The sequence below is a fragment of the Pseudomonas sp. CVAP#3 genome (assembly GCF_018986375.1).
Lineage (GTDB): Bacteria > Pseudomonadota > Gammaproteobacteria > Pseudomonadales > Pseudomonadaceae > Aquipseudomonas > Aquipseudomonas helvetica.
Window position 1 is genome coordinate 125,098 of sequence record NZ_JAHMSC010000001.1, and the last position, 18,118, is coordinate 143,215.

Consider the following 18,118-nt stretch of genomic DNA (forward strand, 5'->3'; position numbering starts at 1 on the left):
ACCATGTCGAAATTTTTTATCGACCGTCCGATTTTCGCCTGGGTGATTGCCCTGGTGATCATGTTGGTCGGGGCTTTATCGATCCTCAAGTTGCCGATCAACCAGTACCCGAGCATCGCCCCGCCGGCGATCGCCATTTCCGTCACCTACCCGGGTGCTTCTGCACAAACCGTGCAGGACACCGTGGTGCAGGTGATCGAGCAGCAGCTCAACGGTATCGATAACCTGCGTTATGTGTCCTCGGAAAGTAACTCCGACGGCAGCATGACCATTACCGCGACCTTCGAGCAGGGCACCAACTCCGATACCGCGCAGGTTCAGGTCCAGAACAAACTGAACCTGGCCACCCCGCTGCTGCCACAAGAAGTGCAGCAACAGGGTATCCGCGTGACCAAGGCAGTGAAAAACTTCCTGATGGTCATCGGCGTGGTCTCGCGCGACGGCAGCATGACCAAGGACGACCTGTCCAACTACATCGTTTCCAACATGCAGGACCCGATCTCGCGGACAGCCGGTGTCGGTGACTTCCAGGTGTTCGGTGCCCAGTACGCCATGCGTATCTGGCTCGACCCGGCCAAGTTGAACAACTTCAACCTGACCCCGGTCGATGTCAAAACCGCTATCGCCGCGCAGAACGTCCAGGTTTCCTCCGGTCAACTCGGCGGCCTGCCCGCCCTGCCCGGCCAGCAACTGAACGCCACAATCATCGGCAAGACCCGCTTGCAGACGGCCGAGCAGTTCAAGGAGATCCTGCTGCGGGTCAACAAGGACGGCTCGCAGGTTCGCCTGTCTGACGTTGCCGATGTCGGCCTCGGTGGCGAGAACTACAGCATCAGCGCCCAGTTCAACGGCAGCCCGGCGTCCGGTCTGGCAGTGAAGCTGGCCAACGGCGCCAACGCCCTCGACACCGCCAAGGCCCTGCGCAAGACCATCGACAACCTCAAGCCATTCTTCCCTGAAGGGATGGAAGTGGTGTTCCCGTACGACACCACTCCGGTGGTGACCGAGTCGATCAAGGGTGTGGTTGAAACCCTGGTCGAAGCGATCGTGCTGGTGTTCCTGGTGATGTTCCTGTTCCTGCAAAACTTCCGCGCCACGGTCATCACCACCATGACCGTACCGGTGGTGCTGCTGGGTACCTTCGGGATCCTCGCGGCGTTCGGCTTCAGCATCAACACCCTGACCATGTTCGGTATGGTGCTCGCCATCGGCTTGTTGGTGGACGACGCCATCGTCGTGGTGGAAAACGTCGAACGGGTGATGAGCGAAGAAGGACTCTCACCCAAGGAAGCCACCAAGAAATCCATGGGCCAGATCCAGGGCGCGCTGGTCGGTATCGCACTGGTGCTGTCGGCAGTACTGCTGCCGATGGCGTTCTTCAGCGGTTCGACCGGGGTGATCTACAAGCAGTTCTCGATCACCATCGTTTCGGCCATGGCCCTTTCGGTATTGGTTGCCCTGATCTTCACCCCGGCGCTCTGCGCCACCATGCTCAAGGCGATTCCGAAAGGCGAGCACGGCACTCCGAAACGCGGCTTCTTCGGCTGGTTCAACCGTAACTTCGACCGTAGCGTAAGAAGCTACGAGCGCGGTGTCGGCAACATGCTCAAGCACAAGGCGCCATACCTGCTGGCCTACATCATCATCGTCGTCGGCATGATCTGGCTGTTCACCCGCATTCCAACGGCGTTCCTGCCGGAAGAAGACCAGGGTGTACTCTTTGCCCAAGTCCAGACCCCGGCCGGCTCTACCTCCCAGCGCACCCAAGTGGTCGTGGACGAGATGCGTGAATTCCTGCTGCGTCCTGGCAAGGACGGTGGTGAAGGCGATGCGGTGAACTCGGTGTTTACCGTGACCGGCTTCAACTTCGCCGGCCGTGGCCAGAGTTCGGGCATGGCGTTCATCATGCTCAGGCCATGGGCCGAGCGGAACGCCGACAACAGCGTGTTCAAGGTTGCGGCCCGTGCCCAACAGCACTTCTTCACCTTCCGTGATGCCATGGTGTTCGCGTTCGCGCCACCGGCGGTACTGGAGTTGGGTAACGCCACCGGTTTCGACGTGTTCCTGCAGGATCGCGCCGGCATCGGTCACGACAAGTTGATGGCTGCCCGTAACCAGTTCCTCGGTATGGCGGCGCAGAGCAAGGTGCTGTCGCAGGTCCGTCCGAACGGTCTGAACGACGAACCGCAATACCAGCTGGAAATCGACGATGAAAAGGCCAGTGCCTTGGGCATCACGATGACCGACATCAACAACACGCTGTCAATCGCGCTGGGCAGTAGCTACGTCAACGACTTCATCGACCGTGGTCGAGTGAAAAAGGTTTACGTACAAGGCCAGCCGGGTGCTCGCATGAGCCCTGAAGACCTGAAGAAATGGTACGTACGCAACAGCCAGGGCGCCATGGTTCCGTTCTCGGCGTTCGCCAAGGGCGAGTGGATCTACGGCTCGCCGAAGCTGGCGCGTTACAACGGCGTAGAAGCGGTGGAAATCCTCGGTTCCCCGGCACCTGGCTACAGCACCGGTGAGGCCATGGCCGAAGTCGAAGCCCTGGCCCAGAAACTGCCGGCAGGCGTGGGTATTTCCTGGACCGGCCTGTCGTATGAGGAACGTCTGTCCGGCTCGCAAGCTCCGGCGCTGTACGCTTTGTCGTTGCTGATGGTCTTCCTCTGTCTGGCGGCGCTGTACGAAAGCTGGTCGATTCCGATTGCGGTGATGCTGGTTGTACCGCTGGGGATCATCGGTGCCCTGCTCGCCACCAGCCTGCGCGGTCTGTCCAACGACGTGTATTTCCAGGTGGGCCTGTTGACAACCATCGGTCTGGCGGCGAAAAACGCCATTCTGATTGTCGAATTTGCCAAGGAACTGCATGAACAAGGGCGCAGCCTGACTGACGCAGCCATCGAAGCGTGCCGGATGCGTTTGCGACCGATCATCATGACCTCGCTGGCGTTCGTCCTCGGTGTGGTACCGCTGGCCATTTCCACCGGCGCAGGCTCGGGTAGCCAGCATGCGATCGGTACCGGGGTTATCGGCGGTATGCTGACGGCCACCGTACTGGCGATCTTCTGGGTCCCGCTGTTCTTTGTCACCGTGTCGTCGATGGGTCAACGCAAGACTGCAGACCAGGACGACGCTATTGAAACTCCTAAAGAGGCTGGCCAATGAGCAAGTCGCTACTCTCCCTAGCCATCGCCGCGTTCGTGCTCGGTGGCTGCTCGCTGATACCGGATTATCAGCAGCCTGCCGCACCGATTGCGTCGCAATACCCAGAAGGTCCGGCGTATTCGCCGGCCCAGGCCGCAAATCAGGCCGCCGCCGAACAAGGCTGGAAGCAGTTTTTCCGTGACCCGGCGCTGCAGCAACTGATCCAGACCGCGCTGGAAAACAACCGCGACCTGCGTGTCGCGGCGCTGAACATCGACGCCTTTGCGGCCCAATACCGCATTTCGCGCGCCGACCTGTTCCCGGCCGTCTCGGCGACCGGCACCGGCAGCCGTCAGCGGATTCCGGCGCGTGCCTCGCAGACCGGTAAAGAGGGCATCAGTGCCAGCTACTCGGCCACCGTGGGCATCAGCGCCTATGAGCTCGACCTGTTCGGTCGGGTTCGTAGCCTGAACGAACAAGCGCTGCAAAACTACTTCGCCACTGAAGAGGCACGCCGCAGTACCCAGATCAGCCTGGTAGCCAGCGTGGCCAACGCCTACCTGACCTGGCAGGCCGACAAGGAACAGCTGAAACTGTCCCAGGACACCCTCGCCACCTTCGAAGAAAGCTACCGGCTCACCGCCCGCAGCAACGAAGTCGGCGTGGCGTCGGCGCTGGACCTGAGCCAGTCGCGTACGGCCGTGGAAACTGCCCGGGTCCAACAGGCGAAATTCACTCGCCTGGTTGCCCAGGACGAAAACAGCCTGGCGCTGCTGTTGGGCACCGGTGTACCGGCCAACCTGGCCGCGGGCCAGCCGTTGTCCGATGACCTGCTCAGCGAAGTACCGGCCGGTTTGCCGTCCGACCTGCTGCAACGTCGCCCGGACATCCTTGAAGCCGAACACAAGCTCAAGGCTGCCAACGCCAACATCGGCGCGGCGCGCGCAGCGTTCTTCCCGAGCATCAGCCTGACCGCCAATGCCGGCACCCTGAGCCCGGACCTCTCCGGTCTGTTCAAGGGTGGATCGGGGACCTGGCTGTTCCAGCCACAAATCAACCTGCCGATCTTCAATGCCGGTAGCCTGAGCGCCAGCCTGGATTACTCGAAAATCCAGAAAGACATCACGATCGCGCAGTACGAGAAGTCGATTCAGACCGCCTTCCAGGAAGTCTCCGACGGACTCGCCGCACGCCTGACCTTCAACGAACAGTTGCAGGCCCAGCGTGATCTGGTGGCCGCCAACCAGAACTACTACCGCCTGGCCGAGCGTCGCTACCGCATCGGTGTCGACAGCAACCTGACCTTCCTCGACGCCCAGCGTCAGTTGTTCACTGCGCAGCAATCGTTGATCACCGACCGCCTGTCGCAACTGATCAGCGAAGTGAACCTGTACAAGGCTCTCGGTGGTGGCTGGAACGCGCAAACCGCGAAGAACGAGCCGGTGAAAGAAGAAGCACCGAAGCTGAAGATGTTCTGATAACACCCGCAAAAACGAAGCCCACCATTTGGTGGGCTTTTTGTTGGGGCTGTGTCCCGCGAAGGTGCCTGCTCCTACGTCGGTTCAGGTGGATCGAGGTGATCCAGCGCTCGATTCACTGCCAACTCGGCCAGGGAAATCATCTGTTGAATCGCCAGTGCGGTATTGCGTTTGGGGCCTTCGAGGTCGAACGCCAGATCGCTGGCCATGACATTGGCCGAGGCGAGGGTCTCGCAGGTGTGGGCCAGCAGGGTTTCGCTGTCGACGTCAGGGGCAATCACGAAAATGCAGCCGGGGCGTCGGTCGGCTAACAATTGCTTGGTTTCGGGCAGCACCAGGTAATGATCGAGCGCACGGTGTGCGGCGGCGTGGAGTTCTTTTGAGTCGAGGGAGGCGTAGGGGGAAACCGGATCGGTTTCGGGCGGATTTGGAGTGGCTTTGAACATGGTATTGGGTCCTTAAGGTTGGAGCTGCCACCACTTCGCGACTAAACAAAGGGTGGCGGCTGTACGCAGGTTAGTCGACCGGGGACCCAAGGAAATCCGGCGCGCCGAAGCGCCCTGCGCACAGCCACCATCAAGTGCAGGGATAGGAAATACCTGACTGATTGTTGCGTGATGCGCCTTGGAGAACCGCGAGCGACTAAACCCGATCACTGATAATCAGTGACACGGAAACAATAGAGGCGACGGCCAAGGCGCACAAGCCGGCGGATTCTGGCGCAGGTGTAGGCCGTGATGCAAGGCGCTGTAGCCTCTGATGGGCACAGCGTAGGCAAGCTTAAACACCCGTCGTAGCAGCCGCCGAGCCTGCGAGGCTGCGTTCGGTCTGGGCCGCATCCGGACGGAGCGGTCGTAAAATCAGGCAACACGTTTTTTCAGACGTACCGCGTATACAGGATTTGCGAGGACTGCGTCCGAACGCGGCCCGCCTCTAACGCAGCCTCGCGGGCTCGGCAGCTGCTACGGATGCATTTGCCTTCATCACCGGTTTTTAGGGGGGAGCCAATTTCAAATGACAGAACGCCTCACCCTCCAACCCCATTAACCAGAAACACCGGTTCCTCCAGATAGTTGAGTCCCAACCGGTTTTCGAACAGTTCATCGCGTAATGCCGCGGTGGTGAAACAGCCCAGCCCAAGGGCGGTAGCCACCAGTGAAAAGGTCTGACTCAAATGCCCGGCATCCAACAGCGCTACCCGCAGTGCCCGGCTGAACTCGTACTTCCAGGCCATCCGCTCGACCCGCGCCGTGGACACAAACACTGCCGCTGCATCCTTGATCCACGGCTGTTCGCCACAGGCTTCGCTGATCCAGACTCGCGGGTCTTCCCGTGACAGCAGCTCAAGCCCGTGGCGGCGAACCGAATAGTGGTAAAGACCGCGTTCAAACCCTTGCACATTCATCAGCACCGCATAGACCTCGGTGCCCTGCAGCGAACCGCCGGCCGGTGAGGTTTTCTTCAGGAAATAATCCCCCATGCGGTTCTGCTCCATGACCGTCGCGCCCCACGTGTAGTAGAGCAACAGGGACAATTGCTGCGCGCTCAGCGGCTGGTCGCTGAAGGTTCGCGACGTGCGGCGCTCGCACAGTGAGTCGAGCAATGTCGATTGGGCGATTGTGCAGGAAGGCACCAGCAACGGGTTTTCCAAGGCAACGAAAGGATGGGAGAAATAATCCTTGAACGCCGACGGCTGACGTCGCGCCGAGGCCTTTTGCTCAAGCTGCGTTTCCAGATCGCTGACGCTGATGTAGGGCGTGTGCGACCCGGTGCGGGTGCTCAGGTAAAACTCCAGCGCCGCGTCCCAATGGGCCCAAAGGCTGGCCGGATGGCTGCGCTCAATGGAAGCGCCAGTGTCAGATGATGTATCGACAGGCTGCAGGACACCCAGGCTGATCAGTTCCCGCAGGAACGCCAGGTTGTCGTCCTGCTCGGGACTCTGCAAAACACCCGGCAGCAACAAGGCACTGCCCAGTGTCTGGGGAGTCAGGAAGTGGCGCAGCAACGGCAGAAACATCACACCGAATTCCAGACTCAGGTCGCACTGCCGATCGCGGATAAAAAACGACGCCGAGCCGACGCTGAGCCAGGTGCTCTCCCTGAGTTTCAACAGAGTTTGCGCACCTTGCTCGAGTTGCGTTTGCGGCGCCTGCCGGGCACACCCCTGCCAGAACAAGGCTTTGGGCCGAAGGGACTTGATGGCCGTGATCAACGTCAACAGTTCTGCATCATCGGTTTTGCGGGAAATATCCCACTCAAGGGTGATCGCTTTCACCGGCGATGAATCAAACAAATGACGCAAGATGTCCCAATCCCGCCGCGGATGGCCGGTATGTATTTCAATCAGCCGGTCCAGCGGCAACGAACGCAAATAGTTGTTCAGGTCATAACCCAGGGTTCTGGCGGTCGCGATCGCGCTGTCGAGGTCCAGCAGAAAGCCCGAGCCACTGCGCTCCACCACCCTGGAGATGAACGCGCCTTCGGATTGTTCTTGTGCATCGTGCAACGAAAACAACCGTGGCGCGTTTTCCAGTACCAGCAGCGTTGCCGTGAGGTCACGCAATTCAATGGCGTTGGCCACCACCGTGTCAGCTACCTCTTGGGCCAGGGTCGGCAAAATGAAATGCTGAGTGTCGCCTCCGTGAAACCGCGACCAGGAAATATGCTCGGCCAACCAGGGCGAGCGGGTTTTCTCGCACAGCCGCCGAGTCATTTGCAGAAACTCGCGGTCCATCGCGATGCCCACGCTGCCCAGGGACAAGCTGGAAGAATGCAGCAAGCTCGGTACTTGCGCACCGAGCTCAAGCAGACGCGGTTCCAGAATGCAGTGCGTCGGTTGAAACTCGACGTAATCGAAGTGCGGCAAGCCCTCGGCGAGAATCCGTTCGACGGTCGGGTCGAGCCCCTCCTCCGCTAACTCATCCTGAGGCGTGTGCCGTGGCAAATGGTATTCCAGCCCGACGCCGGCCTCGGGAAATTGCGAAGCATCAAACATCGCCATGTCCGCCTCCCTGGCGTCAACCGGTCAGGCCCAGCATGCGTTTAGACCCCGCCGCAGCGCCCGATATCGCCAACAACGCGGCGTGTTGAGTTTCCAGCGCTCTGACTTCTTTGATCAGGTTTTCCAGCAGTTGGCGGCCTTGAGGGGTGAAATCCGCGCACGCTTCGAAATCCGGTAACGCCTTGATCAAGCCTTGCAGGATGAACACCAGGCGTTTTTGTGCCCGCTGCAGTTCATGGGACGAGCGCGAACGAACTCGCTCCAGGTATTTGACCAACGCGACGTACACGAAAAACGCATGGAAATAGCCATAGAGGTCACGCTTCTGCCCCGACCACGGCAAGGTGAACAATGCCTCCCGCGAGGTCTCATCCCTGACGACCGGGCACACTTCGACAATGTTGTAGAGCAACTGATGAGTGGCCTCATGCACCAGCGACTCCTCCAGGTCGAGAATCGAATCATCCCGGTTCGAGATGAGGATGATCCCGGTGAAGCGCGAAGCCGAGCAGCTTCGAAATGAGCCATCGGGTAAATAACAGATGGACTTGACCAATTTTCTAAACTGTTCGCGACACGCGGGCCACGTGTGCTCTATCCGCAACAGCGCAATATTCACCACATCGCAAAAGAAACTCACGGAATGACCATGACGCTCCAATTGTTTGCGGGTCGCTTCATCTTCCGGAAATTCATAACTAGGCGGCGCGACTCTCGTCACCAACGGATCAACATTAAAACGATACACCGGTGGGCAATAATCATTCATGTGAACACTGTCGTTTCTTTTCACCCGCGCCAGCATCAGTGGGAACTCGATCAACATTTGCTCTAACGCTTCGGTATTCGCCGCCTTTTTCGTGATGACCAGGTTGGCATAATGAGCAGTCAATACACTCCATACTTGAAACACCGGATCATTAATAATCACGCGCTGCTCGCGGGTCGGTGGCACGATAAGATTGAATGCCTGCTCGAAAAACTCCGCCAACTGCGGAGCATTGGGAAACAGTTGAAAAAGTTCGGTGTACAGCGCAACAAAACTTGTGTAGCGATTTCGACTGACACGCTCCAGCAATACGTCAAACCGTGAAGGCTCCGTGTCCGGCAGGAATGTCGTGCCCTGAAACAACTCGTCATCGGATAGCTCACGCAGACCACTGTTCCCGATTTCCATTTTTCAACCTTCCCTTAGGTAGGCGGCAACGGCTTCGCCATCGTCAGACTGGCGATGCCATACCCTGATTGTTCATAAAGACGACGCGCCGCATCGTTGCGACCAAAGACATGCAGTCGCACTTCTTCGCATCCCGCCTGGCGTGCCCATGACTCGAGGGCCAACAGCGATTGTTTCGCATAACCCTGGCGGCGCTCTCCAGGGTCAATGTAAATATCCAGAATGAAGGCAATCTTGCCGGCACCACTGTGTCGCTCAGCGACCCACAACTCGCCAATGCGACACCCTTGATCCTTGATCACCCAGAGTTGGTTTTTTTCGGTCAGTCGCCCTTGCGGCAACAATTGCTCGAAGACACTACGTGCCCTTTGCGAGGCCTCCTCATGGGCCCACTCACCCGCGACGACCATCCCGTTGCCATATTCAGCAACGGCTCTTTCGGCGAAAACAACAAAGTCCGCGTTATCCATTGGAGTTAAGGTGACAGACATGAGTCATTCACTCCGCGCTCGACCGCTGTGCCTCATGACATTTCATAAAGCCATTCGGCGTACCTGCGTGAAAGACCCACCTTTCGGGGTACGCCAAATGGCATCACCGGCCGTTAATCCATGCGCGCTTGCTGTTGCTGGGTATCAAATATGGCACGCGTCCCCAGATTACTTCGAATACCGGCAGAGGCGGCCGACAGTTTCGCAGCATCAATGCCTTTAACCGCCGCAATTTCATCAGCACTTAGATGCACACCAATATTTTTAGCTGCCGAGGCAGGATCATTGTGAAGTGCATCGGCAAACCCCGGATCCAGCACCGCACGTCCAACAACCGTGGCCAAGGTTTGCTGATTGACTTTATTGCTCATGGTACTTCTCCTTGTTATTTCGGCATGACGGAAAATGCCCCCCTGACGATGCATGAAACTTTCCTTCGCCCGCCCTGGGGACTTTGAATATAGCAAGGCCACTGCTCTTTTCCAGCCGTCCCCACGATTCTCTTTAAACCGTTTCACGATAATCGACAACACCGTTTCTTAAGGTTAACTGGCGATTATCAACAGCCGTTTAATGACAACAAGAACTGTAGGAAAGCGCTTACAACCAAAGTAATAGGCACTTCTATTTAATAGCCACTAGACAGTAATGCGTCATTAATAGAACACACAGCCAGATACCCATTATTGACCCGAATAACTATGGGATTTAATTAACAATGTTTCATACCGCTGGTGATCCGACAGGCATCGATTAGTGTTCGATTATCGCCCAAAACCCGGTACGCCCGATTGAATCCCTCCATTGATCCCCCGCACCATTCCCCCACCGACAAGAACCAATAACAACAGGTCCGGCACCATGACTGCACACCCTACCCGCTCCGGCTGATCTCTCCCGTTCGTTGACCCGGATTCGAATTTTTGTCTGCAACCCCTTGGTTGCGGCTGCGTCCTGCTTCATCCCTAACAATTAGAGAGACCCGACTTCATGAAGCCTTCCACCTGTGCAAAACAGCTTTTGCCGACTCTATTGACCACCGCACTGGTCAGCGCAACCCTGCCGGCGCTAGCCGAAGAGTCGGGTTTTCTAGACGGCGCCCAGGCCAACCTGAACCTGCGCAACTTCTACTTCAACCGCAACTTCACCAACCCGACCCATGCGCAGGGCACGGCGGCAGAATGGACGCAAAGCTTCATCCTCGATGCCAAATCCGGGTTTACCCAGGGCACCGTCGGTTTCGGCATGGACGTATTGGGCCTGTACTCGGTGAAACTCGATGGCGGACGCGGCACCGGCGGGACGCAGCTGTTGCCGCTGGACCACGATGGTCGCCCCGCTGATGACTTCGGACGTCTGGGCGTGGCGTTCAAGGCGAAACTTTCCAAGACCGAGTTGAAAGTCGGTGAATGGATGCCGGTGTTGCCGATCCTGCGCTCGGACGATGGACGCTCGTTGCCCCAGACGTTTCGCGGCGGCCAGGTCACCTCGAAGGAAATCGACGGCCTGACGCTCTACGGTGGTCAAATGCGCGGCAACAGCCCGCGTGACGACAGCAGCATGAGTGACATGTCGATGACCGGCAAACCGGCAGTCACCTCCGACCGTTTCAACTTTGAGGGCGCCGAATACAGCTTCAACGACAAGCGCACGCAAATCGGGGTGTGGAATGCCCAGCTCAAGGACATCTACAGCCAGCAATTTATCAACCTGGTCCACACCCAGCCACTGGGCGACTGGACGCTGGGCGCCAACCTTGGCTTCTTCTATGGCAAGGAAGATGGCAGCGCACGGGCCGGCGACCTCGATAACAAAACCTGGTCCGGGCTGTTCTCGGCCAAATATGGCGGCAACACCTTCTATGTCGGCTTGCAGAAACTCACCGGCGACAATGCCTGGATGCGGGTCAATGGCACCAGCGGCGGAACGTTGGCCAACGACAGTTACAACTCAAGCTATGACAACGCCCGGGAGAAATCCTGGCAACTGCGCCACGACTACAACTTCGCTGCCCTCGGCATTCCCGGCCTGACCCTGATGAACCGCTACATCAGCGGCGACAACGTGCACACCGGGACCGTCACCAACGGCAAGGAATGGGGCCGCGAGAGCGAAATCGGCTACACCGTGCAAAGCGGCAGCCTGAAAAACCTCAACGTCAGGTGGCGCAACTCGACCATGCGTCGGGACTACAGCAACAACGAGTTCGACGAAAACCGCCTGATCGTCAGCTATCCGATCAGCCTGCTCTGAAGCGATAAAAATACCGCGAGGACATGAACCGTTCAGCACCGTTATGCTCCTATGGAGACTTCCATAGGAGCGACGGTTGGCGGCGTGGTGAATAACTGCGTACCGACAGTCTGCATTCGTCCTGATCTGTCGTAGGCCAAAACAAAAACATGAAACTGATCGCTGCTGTCTTATCAGTCCTTGCCGTTACGGTCGGCCTCAGTGGCTGTATCGGCCCGCCGATCGAACTGACCCCGAAGACCGAGCAGATTCTGCGCTCGACCCCGCCGATCCGCTTTCTGCTGACCTTCGACGATGGTCCAAGCGCGTCCAGTTTTTTCAATCCGACCAGTGCCGTTCTCGATGTTCTCGCCAACAACCCGATTGAACCGGGTATCAAGGCCGTGTTCTTCGTGCAGACACAAGCCCCCCGGGCCGGTGGCAGCGAACTGGGCAAAAAAATCATGCAGCGTGAACATGCCGAGGGCCAGACCCTGGGCTTCCACACCGCCACGCAGTGGCATACCAATCACCGCTCGCTCTCCCCGGAAGAACTCGAACAGTCGCTCACCCAAGGCTCTGCGGACATTGCGGCGATCACCGGCAGCACGCCGGTACTGTTGCGACCGCCGTTCTGGAATTACGACAAACGCACGTTCGCCGCGTATCAACAACATGGCTTGCATGTACTGCTGACCGACCTGAGCGCCAATGACGGCAAAATATGGGGCTTCAATGGCAGCCCACGCCGGCGTTCCAACATGCTCAGGCAAATGTCCGAGGTGCGCGAACGGATTGCGGCCGGCGAACTGCCGACCGTCGACGGGGTTATTCCAGTGGTGGTGACGTTTCACGACCTCAATCGCTACACGTCCTGGCATATGGGGGAATATCTACAGATTCTGCTCGACAGCGCCCGCGAGACCGGCGTGACAACCGCCGCCAAACCGTTTTACGACGACCAGGCAGCCGTGCAACGCGCCGCCATGGCCCGCACCGTGCGCGATGCCGCGCAACCGGTGCATTTGCCTGGCGTGTGGAGCTGGTTCTGGGACAGCAACTCTCATTGAGGCACGCCGTTGCTGAATCGTTGCGGCCCTGACAGCCGTGTCAGGGCCTGAGGTAATTACTCGCGCGATTCGACACCCAACTCATCCCACACCGATTCGGCCAGGTGGAAGGTTGCATTGGCCGCCGGGATGCCGCAGTAGATCGCGCTCTGCATCAGCACTTCCTTGATCTCGGCGCGGGTGACGCCATTGTTCGCCGCGCAACGCAGGTGCAGTTTCAGCTCTTCGTTGCGGTTCATGCCGATCAGCATGGCGATGGTGATCAGGCTGCGGGTGTGGCGTGGCAAGCCTGGGCGGGTCCAGATGTCACCCCAGGCGTGGCGGGTGATCATGTCCTGAAACTCCGAATTGAACTCGGTCAGGGTCGCCAGGCTGCGATCGACATGGGCATCGCCGAGCACTGCACGACGCACTTGCATGCCGTCGGCGTAACGTTGTTTCTCGTCCACAAATCGCTCCTCAGATAGACTTTTCAGCCAACAAAAAACTCAGTACCCGGTCACTGAACGCGCTGCCGGCCTGAACGTTGGACAAATGGGCGGCGTAGAACTCGGCGTACTCGGCGCCTCTCACCCGTTCTTGAATAAAGTGCCCGCCAGAAGGTGGCGTGACCGCGTCTTCGGTGCCAGCGATGACCAGGGTCGGCACCGTGATCGATGCCAGTTGCTCGCGGAAATTGGCATCGCGTACCGCCGCGCAATTGGCGGCATAACCTTGCGGTGAAGTGGCGGCGAGCATGTCGGTGATCTGCTTCGCCACCGCCGGATTGGCTTGCGCAAAGTCCGCGGTAAACCAACGGGCAATCGATGCATCGCGCAGTGCGACCATCGCCGCCGGACCGTCGCGCAGCACGGTTTCGATACGTGGGTTCCACACAGAAGGGTCACCGATCTTTGCCGCGGTATTGCACACCACCAGTTTGTGCAGACGCTTGCCGGCATTGATCCCCAGCCACTGACCGATCAACCCGCCCATCGATAAACCGCAAAAATGGGCGCGCTCGATGTTCAGGGCATCCAGCAACGCGAGCACGTCACGGCCCAACTGCTCGATGCTGTACGGCCCCGGCGTCACCAGCGAATGGCCGTGACCGCGGGTGTCGAAGCGCAGCACGCGAAAGTGTTGGGTGAACGCCGGAATCTGCGCATCCCACATGTGCAGGTCGGTACCCAGCGAGTTGGACAGCACCAGCACCGGGGCGTGTTCCGGACCGTCGAGTTGGTAGTTCAGTTCGCCGTCGGCGAGTTGTACGAATCCCACAGAAATTCTCCTTCAGGCAGTCAGGGCAACATGTTCGGCCAGCGCACGCTCAACCCAGGTCCGAGCCTGACCGAGGTAGTGCGCAGGGTTCATCAATTGATCGAGTTCAGCGCTCGAGAGCTCGGCAGTCACCTGTGGCTCATCACCGAGCACCGCACGTAAATGCCGCTGCTCGGCCACCGCGCGTTTGCAGCACAGCTCCAGCAGATGGTGGGCTTTGTCGCGACCGATCCGTTGGGCGAGGACGATGCTCACTGCTTCGGCCAGCACCAGGCCCTGGGTCAAATCGAGGTTCTGCGCCATGCGCTCGGCGTCGACCTCCAGCCCTTCTGTAATCAATAGCGCTTGCTGCAAGGCACCAGACACCAGGCAGCAGATTTCCGGCAAGGTTTCCCACTCGGCATGCCACAACCCCAGGCTGCGTTCGTGCTCTTGCGGCATGGCGCTGAACAATGTCGACAGTAATCCAGGAACACGCGTCGCAGCACCAATCAGCACCGCCGCGCCCACCGGGTTGCGTTTGTGCGGCATGGTCGAGGAGCCGCCCTTGCCTGGTGCCGAAGGTTCGAAGGCTTCCGCCGCTTCGGTCTGCATCAGCAGGCTGATGTCGCGGCCCAGTTTGCCGAGGCTGCCGGCGATCAGGCCCAGCGCTGCACCGAACTCCACCAGCCGGTCCCGCTGGGTGTGCCAGGGTTGCTCCGGCAACGTGAGTTGTAGCTCCTGCGCCAGTGCTTCGGCAATCGGCATGGCCTGCTCGCCGAGGGCTGCGAGGGTTCCGCTGGCGCCACCAAATTGCAGCACCAGCAGGCGCGGCTTGAGTGCGTGCAGACGTTGCCGGCTGCGCGTCACCGCCCCCAGCCAACCGGCGATTTTCATCCCCAGCGTGACCGGCGTCGCATGTTGCAGCCAGGTACGTCCGGCTAGTGGCGTGAGCACATGGCGCCGGGCCTGGATCGCCAACACTTCGCCGAGTCGCGCCAGATCGCTGTCGATCAAGTGCAGTGCCTGGCGCACTTGCAGCACCAGCCCGGTGTCCATCACATCCTGACTGGTGGCGCCCAGATGCACGTAACGTTCGGCGTCCTGATCATGTGCGGCGATCTGCTTGCCCAACGCCTTGACCAACGGAATCGCCGAGTTACCGGCAATCGCAATCGCCTCGCCAAGGGCCGCAAAGTCGTAGTGCTCGGCCCGGCAAGCCGCCTCGATCGGGGCAACGGCAGATGCCGGAATCAGCCCGACCCGCGCCTCGGCCCGAGCCAATGCGGCTTCAAAATCGAGCATGGCCTGAACCCGGCCCTGATCGCTGAACACCTCGCGCATATTTCGAGCGGTGAAATAGGCATCGAACAATTGATTGCCCGGTCGTTGCATAGGGAATTCCTTACGCGGCGCGCACCTGCTTCAGGCGCGCGCCGACAAGTCAAAGATCGTGTTCCAGATACGCTGCCTCTCTCGGCAAACGCAGGCTGAACAGGAAGGCGACCGCCATCATCGCGGTCACATACCAGTAGAAGGAGTTTTCGATACCCACCGATTTCAGACTCAAGGCCACGTACTCGGCCGAACCGCCGAAGATCGCATTGGCCACCGCGTAGGCCAGGCCCACCCCCAGCGCACGGACTTGCGGCGGGAACATTTCGGCTTTCACCAGACCGCTGATCGAGGTGTAGAAACTGACGATGGCCAGTGCCACGGTGATCAGCCCAAACGCCAGGAACGGGTTGGTCACCGACTTCAAGGTCAACAGAATCGGCACGGTGAACAGTGTTCCCAGGGCACCGAACCAAAGCATCGAGTTACGCCGGCCGATCTTGTCGGCGAGCGTGCCGAACAACGGCTGCATGCACATATAAAGGAACAGTGCGCCAGTCATGATGTAACTGGCGGTCTTGGCGGGCATCCCGGCGGTGTTCACCAGGTACTTCTGCATATAGGTGGTGAAGGTGTAGAAAATCAGCGAACCACCGGCGGTGAAGCCGAGCACGGTAATAAAGGCAGCGGTGTTGTTCTTGAACAGCGCGGCCATGCTGCCGGCATCCTTGTTTGCACGCATTTCCTTGCTGGTGGTTTCTTTCAGCGAACGACGCAGGAACAGCGAAATCAATGCCGCTGCAGCACCGACCACGAATGGAATCCGCCAGCCCCAGGCACGCAGGTCGTCCTCGGTCAGGAACTGTTGCAGGATCACCACCAACGACACGGCCAACAGTTGGCCGCCGATCAAGGTCACGTACTGGAACGAGGCGAAGAAACCGCGCTGGCCCTTGAGCGCGACTTCACTCATGTAGGTCGCGGTGGTGCCGTATTCACCGCCCACCGACACGCCCTGGATCAGGCGAGCCACCAGCAGCAGGAGCGGCGCCCAGAGGCCAATGTCCTTGTAGGTCGGCAGGCAGGCGATCAGCAATGAGCCGGCGCACATCATCAGCACCGAAATCATCATGGAGTTCTTGCGCCCGTGCCTGTCGGCCACCCGGCCAAACAGCCAGCCGCCGATGGGACGCATCAAAAACCCTGCGGCGAACACTCCGGCGGTGTTGACCAGTTGCACCGTGGGGTTGTCGGAGGGGAAAAACGCCGGGGCAAAATAGATCGCGCAGAAGGCGTAAACATAGAAGTCGAACCACTCGACCAGGTTGCCGGAAGACGCCCCGACAATTGCAAAGATCCTTTTGCCACGCTCTTCAGCGGTGTAGAGACTGGTTATTGTTGTCATGGTTTTTCACTCGATGGGGACAGAGAGAGTCTAGACATACTTTGCAACAGCCCCGCTCCACAGAACAAACCCGAACACTGCGATAAACCTGTGGCGAGGGAGCTTGCTCCCGCTCGGCTGCGAAGCAGTCGTAAATCCGGCTGAACAGTTCTATATGAAAAACTGCATAGCCAGGTTTTGGGTCTGCTACGCAGACCAGCGGGAGCAAGCTCCCTCGCCACAGAAGTGCGGTGAACTCAGTAATCGAAAAACACCGTCTCGACATCGGTGCCCTGCAGGATCACGTTCCACTGCAATGCGCCCGTCCCATTGGCTTTCGCCATCAAGGTCGTGCGGCGCTCTTCAGGTACGCAGGCCAGCAGCGGGTCGCTGGCGTTGGCCGGTTCACTCTCGAAGTAGATCCGCGTCAGCAAGTGTTTGACCAGGCCGCGGGCAAACACCAGTACCACCAGATGCGGCGCCTGCGTGCTGCCCTTAAGGCCCTGCACAGTCCCCGGCTTGATGGTGGTGAAACGGAATCGCCCTTCTGCGTCCACCGGCACTCGGCCAAACCCTTCGAAGTTCGGGTCCAGCGGTTTGTCCTGCTCGTCTTCTGGATGGTCATACTTGCCGGCGGCATTGGCCTGCCAGACTTCCAGCATCGCGTCGTTGACGAAATCGCCGTTGCCATCGACCACTTGCCCGGTGATCGTCACACGCTCGCCGAGGGTTTGTTCAACGGTCAGGTTTTCACGGTTCAACCAGGTCAGACCGATGTGGTAATACGGCCCGACCGTGTGGGACGTCGTCGCGTTCAGCGTCATCTTATTTCTCCATCGGCGTGGCATCGCGGCCGCGCAAAACGATATCCCAGCGATAACCGAGGGCGTAGGACGGGATGGTTTTTTCCAGGTCGAAACTGGCGATCAAGCGCTCTTTGGCGCTGGTATCGGGTACGCAGTTGTAGATCGGGTCGTAGGCCAGCAACGGATCACCGGGGAAGTACATCTGCGTAACCAGGCGCGTCAGAATGCTCGGCCCGAACAGCGAGAAATGGATATGCGCCGGGCGCCAGGCGTTGTGGTGGTTGCCCCACGGGTAAGCGCCAGGCTTGATGGTCTGGAACTGGTACCAGCCATCAGCGTCGGTCACGGTACGGCCGGTACCGGTAAAGTTCGGGTCCAGCGGCGCGTCATGCAGGTCGCGGTCGTGGTTGTAGCGGCCAGCAGCGTTGGCCTGCCAGATTTCCAGCAAAATCCCCGGCACCGGCAAGCCATTCTCATCCAGCACGCGGCCGTGAATGATGATCCGCTCACCCAATGGCGCGCCCTGATGTTGGGCGGTCAGGTCATTGTCCCGCTCTTGCAGAGATTCGGCGCCGATAGTCGGGCCGGTGATTTCCGACAATGAGTGAGGCAAAAACACCAACGGCTTCGACGGCGAACGGCGATTGGTCGATTGATAGGCCGGATGCAGATATTCCGGCTGGGTGCCCGCTTGCGGGCGACGGTAACCAGGCTTGTCAGTCATGAAACCTCCTCTTTTCTTGTTCGATAGCGCTGCG

15 protein-coding genes are annotated in these 18,118 nt (G+C 59.2%); 4 read left to right on the forward strand and 11 right to left on the reverse strand.

Annotated elements, in window-relative coordinates; translation table 11 throughout:
* Positions 1-3 precede the first annotated feature (3 nt).
* Positions 4-3,168, forward strand: coding sequence for an efflux RND transporter permease subunit EmhB (gene emhB / locus KRR23_RS00580; protein WP_216740934.1), 3,165 nt, complete (start codon positions 4-6; stop codon positions 3,166-3,168).
* Positions 3,165-4,625: an AdeC/AdeK/OprM family multidrug efflux complex outer membrane factor gene (gene adeC / locus KRR23_RS00585; RefSeq protein WP_216740935.1), complete on the forward strand. Its 1,461-nt coding sequence runs from the start codon at positions 3,165-3,167 to the stop codon at positions 4,623-4,625. Before emhB ends, adeC begins: the two co-directional genes overlap by 4 nt.
* Before the next feature lie 74 nt (positions 4,626-4,699).
* Here adeC and KRR23_RS00590 read toward each other — a convergent pair whose 3' ends face one another.
* From KRR23_RS00590 to KRR23_RS00610, 5 genes are all read right to left on the reverse strand, one after another.
* Complete coding sequence (locus tag KRR23_RS00590; RefSeq protein WP_216740936.1) at positions 4,700-5,071, reverse strand: DUF6124 family protein; 372 nt, start codon at positions 5,069-5,071, stop codon at positions 4,700-4,702.
* A 581-nt stretch (positions 5,072-5,652) separates the two neighbouring features.
* Positions 5,653-7,626, reverse strand: a complete 1,974-nt coding sequence (locus KRR23_RS00595; RefSeq protein ID WP_216740937.1) for a DUF692 family multinuclear iron-containing protein — start codon at positions 7,624-7,626, stop codon at positions 5,653-5,655.
* Positions 7,627-7,642: 16 nt separating this feature from the next.
* Positions 7,643-8,803, reverse strand: coding sequence for an HEXXH motif-containing putative peptide modification protein (locus tag KRR23_RS00600; protein ID WP_216740938.1), 1,161 nt, complete (start codon positions 8,801-8,803; stop codon positions 7,643-7,645).
* A gap of 14 nt (positions 8,804-8,817) precedes the next feature.
* A complete protein-coding gene (locus tag KRR23_RS00605; protein ID WP_216740939.1) occupies positions 8,818-9,294 on the reverse strand; it encodes a GNAT family N-acetyltransferase in 477 nt (158 codons plus the stop codon).
* 113 nt (positions 9,295-9,407) lie between these two features.
* On the reverse strand, positions 9,408-9,665 hold the full coding sequence (locus tag KRR23_RS00610) for an Os1348 family RiPP precursor (protein ID WP_054596042.1): 258 nt from the start codon (positions 9,663-9,665) through the stop codon (positions 9,408-9,410).
* A 619-nt stretch (positions 9,666-10,284) separates the two neighbouring features.
* Between KRR23_RS00610 and KRR23_RS00615 the strand changes: the two genes are divergently transcribed.
* Together KRR23_RS00615 and KRR23_RS00620 are read left to right on the forward strand one after the other, a co-directional pair.
* Positions 10,285-11,547 carry an OprD family porin gene (locus tag KRR23_RS00615; RefSeq protein WP_216740940.1) on the forward strand — a complete coding sequence of 421 codons (1,263 nt, stop codon included), beginning with the start codon at positions 10,285-10,287 and terminating at the stop codon, positions 11,545-11,547.
* A gap of 149 nt (positions 11,548-11,696) precedes the next feature.
* Positions 11,697-12,596 carry a polysaccharide deacetylase family protein gene (locus KRR23_RS00620; RefSeq protein ID WP_216740941.1) on the forward strand — a complete coding sequence of 300 codons (900 nt, stop codon included), beginning with the start codon at positions 11,697-11,699 and terminating at the stop codon, positions 12,594-12,596.
* A gap of 56 nt (positions 12,597-12,652) precedes the next feature.
* On the opposite strand, the gene pcaC is transcribed toward KRR23_RS00620, so the two are convergent.
* The 6 genes from pcaC to pcaH all read right to left on the reverse strand — a co-directional run bounded on the left by pcaC (position 12,653) and on the right by pcaH (position 18,084).
* Positions 12,653-13,045: a 4-carboxymuconolactone decarboxylase gene (pcaC, locus tag KRR23_RS00625; protein WP_145020244.1), complete on the reverse strand. Its 393-nt coding sequence runs from the start codon at positions 13,043-13,045 to the stop codon at positions 12,653-12,655.
* Positions 13,046-13,055: 10 nt separating this feature from the next.
* The gene (gene pcaD, locus KRR23_RS00630; protein WP_216740942.1) at positions 13,056-13,856 is read right to left on the reverse strand and encodes a 3-oxoadipate enol-lactonase; all 801 of its coding nucleotides are present in this window, start codon (positions 13,854-13,856) and stop codon (positions 13,056-13,058) included.
* A gap of 12 nt (positions 13,857-13,868) precedes the next feature.
* On the reverse strand, positions 13,869-15,230 hold the full coding sequence (locus tag KRR23_RS00635; protein ID WP_216740943.1) for a 3-carboxy-cis,cis-muconate cycloisomerase: 1,362 nt from the start codon (positions 15,228-15,230) through the stop codon (positions 13,869-13,871).
* A gap of 49 nt (positions 15,231-15,279) precedes the next feature.
* A complete protein-coding gene (locus KRR23_RS00640) occupies positions 15,280-16,575 on the reverse strand; it encodes an MFS family transporter (RefSeq protein WP_216740944.1) in 1,296 nt (431 codons plus the stop codon).
* 236 nt (positions 16,576-16,811) lie between these two features.
* The gene (pcaG, locus tag KRR23_RS00645; RefSeq protein ID WP_216740945.1) at positions 16,812-17,378 is read right to left on the reverse strand and encodes a protocatechuate 3,4-dioxygenase subunit alpha; all 567 of its coding nucleotides are present in this window, start codon (positions 17,376-17,378) and stop codon (positions 16,812-16,814) included.
* 1 nt (position 17,379) lies between these two features.
* Complete coding sequence (gene pcaH, locus KRR23_RS00650; RefSeq protein WP_145020257.1) at positions 17,380-18,084, reverse strand: protocatechuate 3,4-dioxygenase subunit beta; 705 nt, start codon at positions 18,082-18,084, stop codon at positions 17,380-17,382.
* Positions 18,085-18,118 lie beyond the last annotated feature (34 nt).

Bases quoted from the DNA above. Each gene is read 5' to 3' on its own strand.
- emhB (WP_216740934.1), top strand. From the start codon at position 4: ATGTCGAAATTTTTTATCGACCGTCCGATTTTCGCCTGGGTGATTGCC.
- adeC (WP_216740935.1), top strand. From the start codon at position 3,165: ATGAGCAAGTCGCTACTCTCCCTAGCCATCGCCGCGTTCGTGCTCGGT.
- KRR23_RS00590 (WP_216740936.1), bottom strand. From the start codon at position 5,071: ATGTTCAAAGCCACTCCAAATCCGCCCGAAACCGATCCGGTTTCCCCC.
- KRR23_RS00595 (WP_216740937.1), bottom strand. From the start codon at position 7,626: ATGGCGATGTTTGATGCTTCGCAATTTCCCGAGGCCGGCGTCGGGCTG.
- KRR23_RS00600 (WP_216740938.1), bottom strand. From the start codon at position 8,803: ATGGAAATCGGGAACAGTGGTCTGCGTGAGCTATCCGATGACGAGTTG.
- KRR23_RS00605 (WP_216740939.1), bottom strand. From the start codon at position 9,294: ATGTCTGTCACCTTAACTCCAATGGATAACGCGGACTTTGTTGTTTTC.
- KRR23_RS00610 (WP_054596042.1), bottom strand. From the start codon at position 9,665: ATGAGCAATAAAGTCAATCAGCAAACCTTGGCCACGGTTGTTGGACGT.
- KRR23_RS00615 (WP_216740940.1), top strand. From the start codon at position 10,285: ATGAAGCCTTCCACCTGTGCAAAACAGCTTTTGCCGACTCTATTGACC.
- KRR23_RS00620 (WP_216740941.1), top strand. From the start codon at position 11,697: ATGAAACTGATCGCTGCTGTCTTATCAGTCCTTGCCGTTACGGTCGGC.
- KRR23_RS00635 (WP_216740943.1), bottom strand. From the start codon at position 15,230: ATGCAACGACCGGGCAATCAATTGTTCGATGCCTATTTCACCGCTCGA.
- KRR23_RS00640 (WP_216740944.1), bottom strand. From the start codon at position 16,575: ATGACAACAATAACCAGTCTCTACACCGCTGAAGAGCGTGGCAAAAGG.
- pcaG (WP_216740945.1), bottom strand. From the start codon at position 17,378: ATGACGCTGAACGCGACGACGTCCCACACGGTCGGGCCGTATTACCAC.
- pcaH (WP_145020257.1), bottom strand. From the start codon at position 18,084: ATGACTGACAAGCCTGGTTACCGTCGCCCGCAAGCGGGCACCCAGCCG.